14 protein-coding genes are annotated in these 14794 nt (G+C 65.5%); 8 read left to right on the forward strand and 6 right to left on the reverse strand.

The window, feature by feature from the left end:
• The first annotated feature begins 45 nt into the window (after positions 1-45).
• The 7 genes from hisG to P0Y43_RS06390 all read left to right on the forward strand — a co-directional run bounded on the left by hisG (position 46) and on the right by P0Y43_RS06390 (position 6229).
• Positions 46-681, forward strand: a complete 636-nt coding sequence (gene hisG, locus P0Y43_RS06360) for an ATP phosphoribosyltransferase (protein ID WP_275636440.1) — start codon at positions 46-48, stop codon at positions 679-681.
• Positions 682-807: 126 nt separating this feature from the next.
• A complete protein-coding gene (gene hisD / locus P0Y43_RS06365) occupies positions 808-2133 on the forward strand; it encodes a histidinol dehydrogenase (protein WP_275636441.1) in 1326 nt (441 codons plus the stop codon).
• A 2-nt stretch (positions 2134-2135) separates the two neighbouring features.
• On the forward strand, positions 2136-3185 hold the full coding sequence (gene hisC / locus P0Y43_RS06370; RefSeq protein WP_275636442.1) for a histidinol-phosphate transaminase: 1050 nt from the start codon (positions 2136-2138) through the stop codon (positions 3183-3185).
• Positions 3186-3337: 152 nt separating this feature from the next.
• Positions 3338-3985, forward strand: coding sequence for a FadR/GntR family transcriptional regulator (locus P0Y43_RS06375; protein ID WP_275636443.1), 648 nt, complete (start codon positions 3338-3340; stop codon positions 3983-3985).
• A 13-nt stretch (positions 3986-3998) separates the two neighbouring features.
• Complete coding sequence (locus P0Y43_RS06380) at positions 3999-5279, forward strand: CynX/NimT family MFS transporter (protein WP_275636444.1); 1281 nt, start codon at positions 3999-4001, stop codon at positions 5277-5279.
• Between the two features lie 129 nt (positions 5280-5408).
• Positions 5409-5879 carry a nuclear transport factor 2 family protein gene (locus P0Y43_RS06385; RefSeq protein WP_275636445.1) on the forward strand — a complete coding sequence of 157 codons (471 nt, stop codon included), beginning with the start codon at positions 5409-5411 and terminating at the stop codon, positions 5877-5879.
• A 59-nt stretch (positions 5880-5938) separates the two neighbouring features.
• Positions 5939-6229, forward strand: a complete 291-nt coding sequence (locus tag P0Y43_RS06390) for a GIY-YIG nuclease family protein (RefSeq protein ID WP_275636446.1) — start codon at positions 5939-5941, stop codon at positions 6227-6229.
• Positions 6230-6362: 133 nt separating this feature from the next.
• Here P0Y43_RS06390 and yejK read toward each other — a convergent pair whose 3' ends face one another.
• Complete coding sequence (gene yejK / locus P0Y43_RS06395; RefSeq protein ID WP_275636447.1) at positions 6363-7370, reverse strand: nucleoid-associated protein YejK; 1008 nt, start codon at positions 7368-7370, stop codon at positions 6363-6365.
• Between the two features lie 393 nt (positions 7371-7763).
• Between yejK and P0Y43_RS06400 the strand changes: the two genes are divergently transcribed.
• Complete coding sequence (locus P0Y43_RS06400) at positions 7764-8045, forward strand: HU family DNA-binding protein (protein WP_275636448.1); 282 nt, start codon at positions 7764-7766, stop codon at positions 8043-8045.
• A 50-nt stretch (positions 8046-8095) separates the two neighbouring features.
• Here the strand turns inward: P0Y43_RS06400 and rlmF are convergent, their stop codons facing one another.
• From rlmF to P0Y43_RS06425, 5 genes are all read right to left on the reverse strand, one after another.
• Complete coding sequence (rlmF, locus tag P0Y43_RS06405; protein WP_275636449.1) at positions 8096-9049, reverse strand: 23S rRNA (adenine(1618)-N(6))-methyltransferase RlmF; 954 nt, start codon at positions 9047-9049, stop codon at positions 8096-8098.
• An 89-nt stretch (positions 9050-9138) separates the two neighbouring features.
• Positions 9139-11985, reverse strand: coding sequence for a valine--tRNA ligase (locus P0Y43_RS06410; RefSeq protein WP_275636450.1), 2847 nt, complete (start codon positions 11983-11985; stop codon positions 9139-9141).
• Positions 11986-12106: 121 nt separating this feature from the next.
• On the reverse strand, positions 12107-12463 hold the full coding sequence (locus tag P0Y43_RS06415) for a DNA polymerase III subunit chi (RefSeq protein WP_275636451.1): 357 nt from the start codon (positions 12461-12463) through the stop codon (positions 12107-12109).
• A gap of 5 nt (positions 12464-12468) precedes the next feature.
• The gene (locus tag P0Y43_RS06420; RefSeq protein WP_275636452.1) at positions 12469-12897 is read right to left on the reverse strand and encodes a DNA polymerase III subunit chi; all 429 of its coding nucleotides are present in this window, start codon (positions 12895-12897) and stop codon (positions 12469-12471) included.
• Between the two features lie 151 nt (positions 12898-13048).
• Entirely contained in the window at positions 13049-14542 is a 1494-nt protein-coding gene (locus P0Y43_RS06425) for a leucyl aminopeptidase (RefSeq protein ID WP_275636453.1), read from the reverse strand.
• Positions 14543-14794: the final 252 nt, after the last annotated feature.

Here is a 14794-nt window from a genome sequence, read left to right on the forward strand (position 1 = left end):
GCCTCGTGCCCGGCCGGCAGTAGACGCTTAAGGACCGACGTTCCAATGTTGACCATCGCGCTATCCAAGGGCCGCATCCTCGACGATACCCTGCCGCTGCTGGCGGAGGCCGGTATCGTGCCGACCGAGAATCCGGACAAGAGCCGCAAGCTGATCATCCCCACGACCCAGGACGACGTGCGCCTGCTGATCGTGCGCGCCACCGACGTGCCGACCTATGTCGAGCACGGCGCGGCCGACCTCGGGGTGGCCGGCAAGGACGTGCTGATGGAGTACGGCGGCCAGGGCATGTACGAGCCGCTGGACCTGCAGATCGCCCGCTGCAAGCTGATGACCGCCGGCGTCACCGGCGCGCCCGAGCCCAAGGGCCGCCTGCGCGTGGCCACCAAGTTCGTCAACGTCGCCAAGCGCTATTACGCCGAACAGGGCCGCCAGGTCGACATCATCAAGCTGTACGGCTCGATGGAGCTGGCGCCGCTGATCAACCTCGCCGACAAGATCATCGACGTGGTCGACACCGGCAACACCCTGCGTGCCAACGGCCTGGAACCGCAGGAGCTGATCGCCACGATCAGTTCGCGCCTGGTGGTCAACAAGGCCTCCATGAAAATGCAGCACGCCCGCATCCAGAGCCTGATCGACACGCTGCGCCAAGCGGTCGAATCCCGACACCGCGGCTGACCTTTGCGCGCGACCTTCGCGGTCGCGCCCGTCTATCCGCGTCATAGCCTTTTTTCTCGGGTGCCCGCGCGGATCGACTGGTAGCCTAGGGCGCCTGAGCATTCGCTAACAAACGAGGCCCTCGCCATGACCGTGTCCACTGCAATTGCCCGTCTCAACGCCGCTGATCCGGATTTCGCCCGACATCTGGATCATCTGCTGAGCTGGGAAAGCGTGTCCGATGACGCGGTCAACCAGCGCGTGCTCGACATCATCAAGGCCGTGCGCGAGCGCGGCGATGCGGCGCTGGTCGAGTTGACCCAGCGTTTCGATGGCGTCGAGGCTTCCTCCATCGATGACCTGATCCTTGGCCGCGCGCGCCTGGAGCAGGCCCTGACCCGCATCACCCCAGCCCAGCGCCAGGCCCTGGAAACCGCCGCGAACCGCGTGCGCGTGTACCACGAGCGGCAGAAACAGGACTCCTGGCAGTACACCGAGGCCGACGGCACCGTGCTCGGCCAGAAGGTCACGCCGCTGGACCGTGCTGGCCTTTACGTGCCAGGCGGCAAGGCGTCGTACCCGTCGTCGGTGCTGATGAACGCGATTCCGGCCAAGGTGGCCGGTGTCGGCGAGGTGGTGATGGTGGTGCCGACCCCGCGTGGCGAAGTCAACGAGCTGGTGCTGGCCGCCGCCTGCATCGCCGGTGTCGACCGCGTGTTCACCATTGGTGGCGCCCAGGCCGTCGCGGCCCTGGCCTACGGCACCGAGAGCGTGCCGCAGGTAGACAAGATCGTCGGCCCCGGCAACATCTACGTGGCCACCGCCAAGCGCCACGTGTTCGGCCAGGTCGGTATCGACATGATCGCCGGCCCGTCGGAGATCCTGGTGGTGTGCGACGGCCAGACCGACCCGGACTGGATCGCCATGGACCTGTTCTCCCAGGCCGAGCACGACGAGGATGCCCAGGCCATCCTGGTCAGCCCTGATGCCGCCTTCCTCGACCGCGTCGCCGCCAGCATCGACAAACTGCTGCCGACCATGGAGCGCGCCGAGATCATCGAGAAGTCGATCAATGGCCGTGGCGCGCTGATCCAGGTGCGTGACATGCAGCAGGCCATCGAAGTGGCCAACCGCATCGCGCCGGAGCACCTGGAGCTGTCGGTGGCCGACCCGCAGGCCTGGTTGCCGCAGATCCGCCACGCTGGCGCGATCTTCATGGGCCGCCACACCAGCGAGGCCTTGGGCGACTACTGCGCCGGCCCCAACCACGTGCTGCCGACCTCCGGCACCGCGCGTTTTTCCTCGCCGCTGGGGGTGTATGACTTCCAGAAGCGTTCGTCGATCATCTTCTGCTCCGAGCAGGGCGCGTCCGAGCTGGGGCAGACCGCTTCGGTCCTGGCCCGTGGCGAGTCGCTGACCGCTCATGCCCGCAGCGCTGAATACCGTATCCTGACCCAAGACAAGGGGAACTGAGCATGAGTCGATTCTGGAGCCCCTTCGTCAAGGACCTGGTGCCTTACGTCCCGGGCGAGCAACCCAAGCTGGCCCGCCTGGTCAAGCTCAACACCAACGAGAACCCCTATGGCCCGTCGCCCAAGGCGCTGGAGGCCATGCGTGGCGAGCTGAACGACAACCTGCGCTTGTACCCGGACCCGAACGGCGACCGGCTCAAGCAGGCGGTGGCGGACTACTACAACGTCACCCCGCAGCAGGTATTCGTCGGCAACGGCTCGGACGAGGTGCTGGCGCACATCTTCCACGGCCTGTTCCAACACGGCGCACCGTTGCTGTTCCCGGACATCAGCTACAGCTTCTACCCGGTGTACTGCGGCCTGTACGGTATCCCGTTCGAGGCGGTGGCGCTGGACGAGCAGTTCCAGATCCGCGTCGAGGACTACGACAAGCCCAACGCCGGGATCATCTTCCCCAACCCCAACGCGCCGACCGGCTGCCTGTTGCCGCTGCAGGCGGTCGAGCAACTGCTGCAGGCCAACCGCGACTCGGTGGTGGTGGTGGACGAGGCGTACATCGACTTCGGTGGCGAGACTGCCATCAGCCTGGTCGACCGCTACGACAACCTGTTGGTGACCCAGACCTTGTCCAAGTCGCGCTCCCTGGCCGGGCTGCGGGTTGGCCTGGCGGTGGGCCACCCGGACCTGATCGAGGCGCTGGAGCGGATCAAGAACAGCTTCAACTCCTACCCGCTGGACCGCATGGCGATCGTCGGTGCCGCGGTGGCGTTCGAGGACCGCGAGTACTTCGAGCAGACCTGTCGCAAAGTGATCGACAGCCGCGAGGCGCTGGTCGAGCAACTGACGGCGCTGGGGTTCGAGGTGCTGCCGTCGGCGGCCAACTTCATCTTTGCCCGGCACCCGCAGCAGGATGCCGGTGAGCTGGCGGCGCGGTTGCGTGAGCAGGGGGTGATCGTGCGTCACTTCAAGCAGGCGCGGATCGCGCAGTTCCTGCGGATCACCGTGGGGACGCCGGAGATGAACCAGGCGTTGATCGATGCGTTGAACGGGTAGTCCGCGTCGTTCCTATCGCGGGGCAAGCCCGCTCCCAAAGGCTCTCCACTGTCATCAAGACAGCGGTGAGCGTGCGGGAGCGGGCTTGCCCCGCGATGCTTTTCAGCGCTATGGTTGCCGCTTGTAAATTCATCCGATGACTGGACGTAAGCATGTCCCTGTTGATCAAGCGCTCCCTGGTGGAGCAGGCCGTGGACCAACTGCGCGAGCGCATCGCCCAGGGCGCCTGGGCCGTGGGCCAACGCCTGCCCACCGAACCGGAACTGGCCCTGGAGCTGGGCATCAGCCGCAACACCGTGCGCGAGGCCATGCGTGTGCTGGCTTTCAGTGGCCTTGTAGAAGTGCGCCAGGGCGATGGCAGCTACTTGCGCACCGCCCAAGACCCGCTACAGGCGGTGCAGGCCATGTCGCGCTGCACCGTCGAGCAGGCCCGTGAGACCCGCTGCATCCTCGAAGCCGAGGCCATCGGCCTGGCGGCCCAGCGGCGCACCGAAGAAGACCTGCGCGGCCTGCGCGAGGCCTTGCAGCGCAGTTCCGGGCACTTTCATGGCGACCTGGACACCTACGTCGCCTGCGACCTGGTGTTCCACCAGCGCCTGGTGGACGCCGCGCACAACCCGGCCTTGAGCGAGCTGTACCGCTACTTCTCCAGCGTCGTCGCCGCCGCCGTGCAGCACAACATGAGCGCACGGCCCCGTAGCCAGCGGGTGTTCGACCTGCATGCGCAGATCCTCGACGCCATCGAACAACGCGACCCGGACGCGGCCAAGCGCCTGAGCCGGGCCCTCATCGAATCCTGAAATGAGCGCCTCCATGCCTGAACAACTGACGCCCACACGGCCCAAGCCTGAAACCGAACTCGACGAGCTGCTGATCGATGCCGAGGCAGACGACGAACAGGTGCAGCAGCAACCGGTGTTGCCGCGCCGGCCCTGGCTGTTGCTGTTGGGGTTGGTGCTGGTGGCGTTGAACCTGCGCCCGGCGCTGTCGAGCATGGCGCCGGTATTGGGCCAGGTGTCCGAAGGGTTGGGGCTCAATGCCTCCCAGGCCGGCTTGCTGACCACCTTGCCAGTGCTCTGCCTTGGCCTGTTCGCGCCCCTGGCGCCGGTGTTGGCGCGACGCTTCGGTAGCGAGCGGGTGATCCTCGGTATCCTGCTGACCCTGGCCCTGGGCATTCTGCTGCGCAGTGCCCTGGGGGCGACTGGGGTGTTCATCGGCAGCCTGGTGGCGGGTGCCAGTATCGGCATCATCGGCGTGCTGTTGCCGGGCATCGTCAAGCGCGATTTCCCGAAGCATGCCGGCACCCTGACCGGTGTCTACACCATGGCCTTGTGCCTGGGCGCGGCGATGGCTGCGGGCAGCACCGTGCCGCTGAGCCAGCACTTGGGCAACAGCTGGGCGATGGGCTTGGGCTTCTGGCTGCTGCCGGCGCTGCTGGCGATGTTGGTGTGGCTGCCACAGGCACGCCAGGGGCATGGCGCGCACCAGGTGGCGTATCGGGTGCGTGGGCTGTGGCGTGACCCGTTGGCCTGGCAGGTGACCCTGTACATGGGCCTGCAATCGTCGCTGGCGTATATCGTCTTCGGTTGGCTGCCGTCGATCCTCATCGGCCGTGGGCTGAGCCCCACCGAGGCGGGGCTGGTGCTGTCCGGGTCGGTGCTGGTGCAGTTGATCAGTTCGCTCAGTGCGCCGTGGCTGGCGACCCGCGGCAAGGACCAGCGCCTGGCCATCGTGGTGGTGATGGTGGTGACCCTGGCGGGGTTGTTCGGTTGCCTGTATGCGCCGCTCTCGGGGCTGTGGGGCTGGGCGGTGTTGCTGGGGCTTGGACAGGGCGGCACCTTTGCCCTGGCGCTGACGCTGATCGTGCTGCGTTCGAAGGATTCGCACGTGGCGGCCAACCTGTCGAGCATGGCCCAGGGGGTGGGATACATGCTGGCGTCGATGGGGCCGTTCGCGGTGGGGTTGGTGCATGACCTTACCGGGGGCTGGGCGGCGGTGGGGTGGATCTTCGCGGTGTTGGGAGTTGGAGCGATCGTGTTCGGCCTGGGGGCTGGGCGGGCGCTGCATGTGGGTGTCGTCAGCGAGCGGGTTTGAGGGCTGCCTGTTCCGGCCCTATCGCGGGCATGACCACCACCTGGCGCCATTCATGACGCAAATGGACATGGCGCGAACGCCCGCCGCGGCTTATCGTTTCAGCCTTCATTCCCTGGACGGACCAGCCTCATGAGCGACGCCAACAGCGCCCTGATCACCCGTTTCTACCAGGCGTTCCAGCGCCTGGACGCCGAGGCCATGGTGGCCTGCTACAGCGATGACATCGTCTTCAGCGACCCGGCCTTCGGCACCTTGCGCGGCAAGGACGTGGGTGACATGTGGCGGATGCTGACCACCCGCGCCAAGGACTTCTCCCTGACCTTCGACAATGTGCGCGCCGACGCCCACAACGGCGGCGCGCACTGGGTCGCCACCTACCTGTTCAGCCAGACTGGCCGCACCGTGGTCAACGATATCCAGGCGCGCTTCGTGTTCCGCGATGGCCTGATCTGCCAGCACGACGACAGCTTCGACCTGTGGCGTTGGTCGCGCCAGGCCCTCGGCACCCCGGGGCTGTTGCTGGGTTGGTCGCCGATAGTGCGCAACAAAGTGCGCCAGCAGGCCTTCAAAGGCCTGCGGGCGTTCCAGCAGCAGCGTTGAGGCAGTGGCGCTGAACTCGAGTGGGGCTCACCAAACGGATTACGCAGAGAGCATGTGTCGTGAGTGAAGAAGGGCCGGGCAAGGTATCGAAACCCTGGTACGTCTACCTGGTGCGTGCCGCTAACGGCTCGCTGTATTGCGGCATCAGCGATGACCCGCAGCGACGATTTCTCAAGCACCAGAAAGGGCAGGGGGCGAGTTATTTCAAGACCAGCCCGGCGCAGGCGTTGGTGTATGTCGAGCAGTGGCCAGACAAGGGCGAGGCACTGCGCCAGGAGCGGTTGGTAAAGAAGCTGCGCAAGTCGGCCAAGGAGGCGCTGGTGGCGGCTTATGCCCGTGAGGCGGGCTGATGGGGTTCGGCGCTGTCAGTGCCGGCCTCTTCGCGGGTGAGCCCGCACAGGTACAGCGCTGTCGTTGAAACCGGCGATGATCCTGTAGCGGGCTTGCCCCGCGATAAGGCCGTCACGAACAGCATGAAGCGCCTCAGTCCTTGCGGCGCTTGAGCTGGTCGATCAGTTGGGTCGGCAGGCCCTTGATCACCAGGGTGCCGGCCTCTTCGTCGTACTCGATCTTCGAGCCCAGCAAATGCGCCTCGAAGCTGATCGACAGGCCCTCGGCGCGGCCGGTGAAGCGGCGGAACTGGTTGAGCGTGCGCTTGTCGGCGGGGATCTCCGGCGACAGGCCATAGTCCTTGTTGCGGATATGGTCGTAGAACGCCTTGGGCCGGTCCTCGTCGATCAGGCTCGACAGTTCCTCGAGCGTCACCGGCTCACCCAGTTTGGTCTGGGTGGTGGCGTAGTCCACCAGGGTCTGGGTCTTCTCGCGGGCGGCCTCCTCGGGCAGGTCCTCGCTCTCGACATAGTCGCTGAAGGCCTTGAGCAGGGTGCGGGTCTCGCCGGGGCCGTCGACACCTTCCTGGCAGCCGATGAAGTCGCGGAAGTAATCCGACACCTTCTTGCCGTTCTTGCCTTTGATGAACGAGATGTACTGCTTGGAGTGTGGGTTGTTCTTCCACTCCGAGAGGTTGATGCGCGCGGCCAAGTGCAGTTGGCCGAGGTCCAGATGGCGCGAGGGCGTCACATCGAGCTCGGCGTTCACCGCCACGCCTTCGCTGTGGTGCAGCAGGGCAATGGCCAGGTATTCGGTCATGCCTTGTTGGTAATGGGCGAACAGCACGTGGCCGCCGGTCGACAGGTTGGACTCTTCCATCAGCTTCTGCAGGTGTTCGACCGCGATGCGGCTGAAGGCGGTGAAGTCCTGCTCGCCGTCCTGGTACTGCTTGAGCCAGCCACTGAGCGGGTAGGCTCCGGATTCGCCGTGGAACAGGCCCCAGGCCTTGCCCTGCTTGGCGTTGTAGCTGTCGTTGAGGTCGGCCAGAAGGTTCTCGATGGCATCCGAGGCAGCCAGTTCGCTGTCGCGCGCATGGAGCACGGCGGGGCTGCCATCGGGCTTCTTGTCGATCAGGTGAACGATGCAATGTCGGATTGGCATGGAATTCTCGGCGGGTTGGGGGCGGTGTGTGGCCGCACAGCAAAAGGCGCTCAGTTTACCGCAGGGAGGGGGTGATGCAGTGGCCAGATGTTGGCGCAAATGCCAGTTGTTCGTTTTTTGTCCGATTTTTCGCGGATTTCGCGCAACCCCCCGAAAAACCTGCATAAAAACGCGGTGTGCAGCGGATATTTATCCCTTCCTGTGGTAGCTTTGCGCGGTCTTGCGCCCCTTGGGGTGGCGCATTGCTGGCAGTTCGCTTGGGTCGTGTCGAACCAAACGCCGTTTTTCGTATCTACATACGCGATTGGCGAGGCTCGCTGGAGTTTTTCCGGGCTGGCCCGATAACGATGAAGCAGCTGCATACCTCTGATTTGATAGGGAAGGAACACCACCATGGCATTGACCAAAGACCAACTGATTGCCGATATCGCCGAGTCGATCAGCGCGCCGAAAGCAACCGCCAAGAATGCGCTGGAGCAACTGGGCCAGATCGTCGCCGACCAACTGGAAAACGGCGCTGAAATCACCCTGCCAGGCATCGGCAAGCTGAAAGTCTCCGAGCGTCCTGCCCGTACCGGCCGCAACCCTTCGACTGGCGCTGCCATCGAAATCGCTGCCAAGAAAGTCGTCAAGTTCGTACCTGCCAAGGTCCTGACCGACGCCGTCAACAAGTAATTGTCGATGCTTCGTTGAAACCGCGCCCGGCTTGCCCGGGCGCGGTTTTTTCATGCCTGCGCCTTGCCCCGGGCGGCATGCCAGGCGCTACGCATGGCGTCATCCTGGAAGGTCCAGGCAACCATGCGGCTCTGTTTCTGGCCCTGGCCCATCTCGACGACGCGCTGGGCTTTCACGCCCGCTTGCTTCAGCGCCACCTCGATAGCCGGCAAGTTGCTGGCCTTGGACACCAGGCTGGTGAACCATAGCACCCGCTCGCCGTACTGCACGCTTTCGTTCACCAGTTGGGTGACGAAGCGGATCTCGCCGCCCTCGCACCACAGTTCGTTGTTCTGCCCGCCAAAGTTCAGCACCGGCAGCTTGCGGGTGGGGTCCTGCTTGCCCAGGTTCTTCCATTTGCGCTGGCTGCCACGGGTGGCCTCTTCGCGCGAGCTGTGGAAAGGTGGGTTGCACAGGGTCAGGTCGAAGCGCTCGTCGTCGTGCAGCAGGCCGGTGAGGATGTGCTTGCGGTTGGCCTGTTGGCGCAGGGCGATGGCCTTGGTCAGGCCGTTGGCCTGGACGATCGCCTTGGCCGAGGCCAGCGCCGTGGCATCGATGTCCGAGCCGAGGAAGCGCCAGCGGTAATCGCTATGGCCAAGCAGCGGGTAGATGCAGTTGGCGCCGACGCCGACGTCCAGCGCGCGCACCTGGGCGCCGCGGGGAACCTGCCCGCCGTTGTCTTCGGCCAGCAGGTCGGCCAGCACGTGGATGTAGTCGGCGCGCCCAGGGATCGGCGGGCACAGGTAGTCGGCGGGTATGTCCCAGTGCTGGATGCCGTACTGGGCTTTGAGCAAGGCACGGTTGAACACGCGCACTGCCTCGGGGTTGGCGAAGTCGATGCTGGGTTTGCCGTGGGGGTTGGTCAGGGTGAAACGGGCGAGGTCCGGGTGCGCCTGGATCAGCGCCGGAAAGTCGTAGCGGCCCTGGTGGCGGTTGCGCGGGTGCAGGGTGGGTTTGCGGGTCATGGGTGTGTCCGGGTAAAAGCATCGCGGGGCAAGCCCGCTCCTACACGTACTGTAGGAGCGGGCTTGCCCCGCGATCGCTTCACTGAGGTTTAAAGCGCAGCGATGCGCGCGTGCTGCTCGGTGAAGTTGGCCAGGGCCTGTTCGGACTCGGCCAGCTTGGCGCGTTCCTTCTCGATCACCGCTGGCGGGGCCTTGTCGACGAAGGCGGCGTTGGACAGCTTGCCACCCACGCGTTGGACCTCGCCTTGCAGGCGCTGGATCTCTTTGCTCAGGCGCGCAAGCTCGGCGTCCTTGTCGATCAGGCCGGCCATCGGCACCAGCACTTGCAGGTCACCCACCAACGCGGTGGCCGACAGCGGCGCTTCGTCCTGTTCGCCGAGCACGGTGAACGACTCGACCTTGGCCAGCTTCTTCAGCAACGCTTCGTTTTCCTGCAGGCGGCGCTGGTCGTCGGCGTTGGCGTTTTTCAGGAACAGCGGCAGCGGCTTGCCGGGGCCGATGTTCATCTCGGCGCGGATGTTGCGCAGGCCGACCATCAGCTGTTGCAGCCACTCGATGTCGCCTTCGGCGCCGACGTCGATGCGGCTCTCGTTCGCCACCGGCCAGGGTTGCAGCATGATGGTCTTGCCGTCGATGCCGGCCAGCGGCGCGATGCGCTGCCAGATCTCTTCGGTGATGAACGGCATGAACGGGTGGGCCAGGCGCAGCGCCACTTCCAGCACGCGCACCAGGGTGCGACGGGTGCCGCGGGCGCGCTCTACCGGGGCGTTCTCGTCCCACAGCACCGGCTTGGACAGCTCCAGGTACCAGTCGCAGTATTGGTTCCAGATGAACTCGTACAGCGCCTGGCTGGCCAGGTCGAAGCGGAACTGCTCGAGCTGGCGGGTGACTTCGGCTTCGGTGCGTTGCAGCTGCGAGATGATCCAGCGGTCGGCCAGCGACAGTTCGTAGGCCTCACCGTTCTGGCCGCAGTCCTCGCCTTTGTCGAGCACGTAGCGGGCGGCGTTCCAGATCTTGTTGCAGAAGTTGCGGTAGCCTTCGACGCGGCCCATGTCGAACTTGATGTCGCGGCCGGTGGAGGCCAGCGAGCAGAAGGTGAAGCGCAGGGCGTCGGTGCCGTAGCTGGCGATGCCTTCGGGGAACTCGGCCTTGGTCTGCTTGGCGATCTTCTCGGCAAGCTTGGGCTGCATCATGCCGCTGGTGCGTTTTTCCAGCAGGGCGTCGAGGGTGATGCCGTCGACGATGTCCAGCGGGTCGAGCACGTTGCCCTTGGACTTGGACATCTTCTGGCCCTGGCCATCACGCACCAGCCCGTGCACGTAGACGGTCTTGAACGGCACCTGCGCGGTGCCATCCTCGTTCTTGATCAGGTGCATGGTCAGCATGATCATGCGCGCAACCCAGAAGAAGATGATGTCGAAACCGGTGACCAGCACGTCGGTGGAGTGGAAGGTCTTGAGGAACTCGGTCTTTTCCGGCCAGCCAAGGGTGGAGAAGGTCCACAGGCCCGAGCTGAACCAGGTGTCGAGCACGTCGTCGTCCTGGCGCAGGCTCACGTCGGCGCCCAGGTTGTGCTTGGCGCGGACCTCTTCCTCGTTGCGACCGACGTAGACCTGGCCGGCCTCGTCGTACCAGGCCGGGATGCGGTGGCCCCACCACAGCTGGCGGCTGATGCACCAGTCCTGGATGTCGCGCATCCAGGAGAAGTACATGTTCTCGTATTGCTTGGGCACGAACTGGATGCGGCCGTCTTCCACGGCGGCGATGGCGGGTTCGGCCAGCGGCTTGGTGGAGACGTACCACTGGTCGGTCAACCAGGGTTCGATGACCGTGCCGGAACGGTCGCCCTTCGGCACTTTCAGGGCGTGGTCGTCGATGCTCACCAGCAGGCCCTGGGCCTCCAGGTCGGCGACCATCTGCTTGCGCGCGACGAAACGGTCGAGGCCGGCGTACTGGGCCGGCAGCGAAGTGTCGAGGTTGTCGATGACGCTGCCGTCGAGGTTGAACGCCTGCGCTGCGGCGAGCACGCTGGCGTTCTTGTCGAAGATGTTCAGCAGCGGCAGGTTGTGGCGCTTGCCGACTTCGTAGTCGTTGAAGTCGTGGGCCGGGGTGATCTTCACGCAACCGGTGCCGAACTCGGGGTCGCAGTAGTCGTCGGCGACGATCGGGATGCGTCGGCCGACCAGCGGCAGCTCGACGAACTTGCCGATCAGGGCCTGGTAGCGCTCGTCGGTCGGGTTGACGGCGACGGCGACGTCACCGAGCAGGGTTTCCGGACGGGTGGTGGCGACCACCAGGTGGTCCTTGCCATCGGCGGTCTTGGCGCCGTCGGCCAGCGGGTAGCGCAGGTTCCACAGGTGGCCCTTCTCGTCGTGGTTCTCCACTTCGAGGTCGGAGATGGCGGTGTGCAGCTTGGTGTCCCAGTTGACCAGGCGCTTGCCACGGTAGATCAGGCCGTCCTCATGCAGGCGCACGAAGGCTTCCTTGACCGCCTCGGACAGGCCGTCGTCCATGGTGAAGCGCTCGCGGCTCCAGTCCACCGACGAGCCCAGGCGGCGGATCTGCCGGCTGATGTTGCCACCGGACTGGTCCTTCCACTCCCAGACCTTCTCCAGGAACTGCTCGCGACCCAGGTCATGACGGTTCTGGCCCTTGGCCTCGAGCTGGCGCTCCACCAGCATCTGGGTGGCGATGCCGGCGTGGTCGGTGCCCGGCTGCCACAGGGTGTTGCGGCCCTGCATGCGACGGAAGCGGATCAGCGCGTCCATGATGGCGTTGTTGAAGCCATGGCCCATGTGCAGGCTGCCGGTCACGTTCGGCGGCGGGATCATGATGGTGTAGGACTCGCCTGCACCTTGTGGGGCGAAGTAGTTCTCGGACTCCCAGGTGTTGTACCAGGAAGTTTCGATGGCGTGCGGCTGGTAGGTCTTATCCATGCGCGGCGGGACCCTTAGGCATAAATACGGAAAAGCCGAAGAGTATAACGGAGCTTCATGAGAGGGGTGTAGTGCCATTCGCGGGCTTTCCCGCGAATGGCATACCGCAAGGGGCGCGCCCTTATTCGGGGCGCTTGAGCAGGCGCTCCATGCGCGCTTCGAGGCGGCGTTTGACCTCGGTCTCGATGTGCGGGATGAAGTCGTTGATCACGTCCTGCATGATCAATTGCGCGGCGGCGCGCAGCTCGCTGTCCAGGTGCAGCAGGGTGTCCTGGCGGCGGGTCTGCGGGTTTTCCTGGGGGGCGGGGGCTGCCACGGGCTCGGTTTGCGTGGCCGGCTCGTCGAGCAACAATGGAATCTGTTCGACCGTTTCGGTCAGCAGCGGTGGCTGCAGGTCGGCGTCGCCCAGCAACTGGCGGATCGACTCCAGGTCGTCGAGCAGATGGGCGGATTGGGGTAGGGCGGAGGGCTTGTCCATCGTCGTTAAAGTCGCTGTAAGCGGTGGTCTTGCAGAGCATAGCCCTGTTCGCGGTAGAAACGGAACCGCTCGCGTGCCGACTGGCGGATGGCCGGCTCCTCGACGACGATTTCGGCGACCCGTTCGAACTGGCCGACGAACCCTGGCACGCCGGCGCCCAGGTTGATCAGCAGGTCGCGGTGTTCACCGGCACTGTCCCCCAACCCCAGGGCCACGGCGGCCTCGGCATGGGCCTCGGCCAGGTCGTGGGGCACGAAGGCCTCGCCCTTGAACTGCCACAGGCGCTGGTCCAGCTCGGTGCGCTGGGCTTCGTCCTGGCAGTGCAGGTAGACCCGGTGGCCGAGGCGCCAGGCTTTTTCGCAGAGCTTGCAGGCGAAATCCAGGCGGGCGGCGAGGGCGTCGGTGGGGAGGATGTAGAAGTCGACTTTGCTCATGATCGGTTACGTTGAGCTGAGAGGTGGAGTGCCCGTGACGGCCTTGTCGCGGGGCCAGCCCGCTCCTGGAGATTCAGCGCAGTTCTGTCGGCTGCGCCGAATTTGTGGGAGCGGGCTGGCCCCGCGATTGGGACGCCACGGCCTTACGCCATCAGACGCCCGCGCGGTCCAGCAGGTACTGGGTCAGCAGCGGCACCGGGCGGCCGGTGGCGCCTTTGTCCTTGCCGCCGCTGATCCACGCGGTGCCGGCGATGTCCAGGTGCGCCCAGTGGTAGCTCTTGGCGAAGCGCGACAGGAAGCAGCCGGCGGTGATGGTGCCGGCCTTCGGGCCACCGATGTTGGCGATGTCGGCGAATGGGCTGTCCAGTTGCTCCTGGTATTCATCGAACAGCGGCAGTTGCCAGGCACGGTCGTCGGCGCGCTTGCCGGCGTCGAGCAGTTGACCGACCAGCTCGTCGCTGTTGCCCATCAGGCCCGAGGTGTGGCTGCCCAGGGCGACGATGCAGGCGCCGGTGAGGGTGGCGATGTCGATCACCGCCTGCGGCTTGAAGCGCTCGGCGTAGGTCAGGGTGTCGCACAGCACCAGGCGGCCTTCGGCGTCGGTGTTGAGGATCTCGACGGTCTGCCCGCTCATGGTGGTGACAATGTCGCCCGGGCGGGTGGCGCCGCCGCTCGGCATGTTCTCGGCGCAGGCCAGCAGGCACACCAGGTTGATCGGCAACTGCAGTTCCAGCACCGCGCGCAGGGTGCCGAACACGCTGGCGGCGCCGCACATGTCGAACTTCATTTCATCCATGCCGGCACCGGGCTTGAGGCTGATGCCGCCGGTGTCGAAGGTGATGCCCTTGCCGACCAGGACGAACGGCTTGTCGGCCTTCTTGCCGCCCTGGTAGTTGAGCACGATCAGGCGTGGCGGCTGGTCGCTGCCCTGGCCCACGGCGTAGAACGCGCCCATGCCCAGGTCCTTGATCTTCTTCTCGTCCAGCACTTCGACCTTCAGGCCCTTGTGCGCCTTGCCCAGTTCCTTGGCCTGCTCGGCCAGGTAGCTTGGGTGGCACAGGTTCGGTGGCAGGTTGCCCAGGTCGCGGGTGAAGGCCATGCCGGTGGTGATGGCGCTGGCGTGCTTGACCGCGCGCTCGGCCTCGGCGAGGCCCGCTTTGCCTGCCAGCAGGGTGACTTTCTTCAGGGCGCGCGGCTCGGCCTTCTGGCTCTTGAAACGGTCGAACACGTAGGTGCCGTCGAGCAGGGTCTCGGCCAGCAGGCGGTACTTGCCGTAGTGGCCGTCGCGACCGCTGACGGCGATGTCGTCCAGCGCCAGCACCGCGTCGCCACCACCCAGGCCGCGCAGTACGCCGGCGACGCTGGCGACCAGCTTGCGCCAGGCGCGATCGCCCAGCGCTTCGTCCTTGCCGCTGCCGACCAGCAGCACGCGCTCGGCCTTCAGGCCCGGCAGGTTGTGCAGCAGCAGGGTCTGGCCCGGCTTGCCGGCCAGGTCGCCACGCTTGAGCACGGCGGCGATGGCGCCCTCGGTGGCGGCATCGACGGCCTTGGCCACTGCGCCGAGGGTGCGGCCTTCGCCGACCGGCACCACCAAGGTGGCGGTTTTCACGGATGCTGCGGCAACGCTTTTTACAACCAGTTCCATGTCAGGTTCCCCGAATGATCTTGTGTGCTGTGGCCGCTGTGGTGGTGATCGCGTGCCAATGTGAAAGCTGCCAGTTTGAGCTTGGCGCGACCATGGTGACAACCCCGCGCGGGGTATTTCATGGATTGCGGCAGCGTTGCCGCCCTTCGCGGGGCAAGCCCGCACACGGTGTCATGCACCGCCAAGTGACAGGCGCGTCCAATCACAGGATAATGCGCGCACTTTACATGGAGGTTCGCCCCTGGCGGACCG

Source organism: Pseudomonas entomophila, assembly GCF_029193575.1.
GTDB classification, from domain to species: domain Bacteria; phylum Pseudomonadota; class Gammaproteobacteria; order Pseudomonadales; family Pseudomonadaceae; genus Aquipseudomonas; species Aquipseudomonas entomophila_G.

Bases quoted from the DNA above. Each gene is read 5' to 3' on its own strand.
- hisG (WP_275636440.1), top strand. From the start codon at position 46: ATGTTGACCATCGCGCTATCCAAGGGCCGCATCCTCGACGATACCCTG.
- hisD (WP_275636441.1), top strand. From the start codon at position 808: ATGACCGTGTCCACTGCAATTGCCCGTCTCAACGCCGCTGATCCGGAT.
- hisC (WP_275636442.1), top strand. From the start codon at position 2,136: ATGAGTCGATTCTGGAGCCCCTTCGTCAAGGACCTGGTGCCTTACGTC.
- P0Y43_RS06375 (WP_275636443.1), top strand. From the start codon at position 3,338: ATGTCCCTGTTGATCAAGCGCTCCCTGGTGGAGCAGGCCGTGGACCAA.
- P0Y43_RS06380 (WP_275636444.1), top strand. From the start codon at position 3,999: ATGCCTGAACAACTGACGCCCACACGGCCCAAGCCTGAAACCGAACTC.
- P0Y43_RS06385 (WP_275636445.1), top strand. From the start codon at position 5,409: ATGAGCGACGCCAACAGCGCCCTGATCACCCGTTTCTACCAGGCGTTC.
- yejK (WP_275636447.1), bottom strand. From the start codon at position 7,370: ATGCCAATCCGACATTGCATCGTTCACCTGATCGACAAGAAGCCCGAT.
- P0Y43_RS06400 (WP_275636448.1), top strand. From the start codon at position 7,764: ATGGCATTGACCAAAGACCAACTGATTGCCGATATCGCCGAGTCGATC.
- rlmF (WP_275636449.1), bottom strand. From the start codon at position 9,049: ATGACCCGCAAACCCACCCTGCACCCGCGCAACCGCCACCAGGGCCGC.
- P0Y43_RS06410 (WP_275636450.1), bottom strand. From the start codon at position 11,985: ATGGATAAGACCTACCAGCCGCACGCCATCGAAACTTCCTGGTACAAC.
- P0Y43_RS06415 (WP_275636451.1), bottom strand. From the start codon at position 12,463: ATGGACAAGCCCTCCGCCCTACCCCAATCCGCCCATCTGCTCGACGAC.
- P0Y43_RS06420 (WP_275636452.1), bottom strand. From the start codon at position 12,897: ATGAGCAAAGTCGACTTCTACATCCTCCCCACCGACGCCCTCGCCGCC.
- P0Y43_RS06425 (WP_275636453.1), bottom strand. From the start codon at position 14,542: ATGGAACTGGTTGTAAAAAGCGTTGCCGCAGCATCCGTGAAAACCGCC.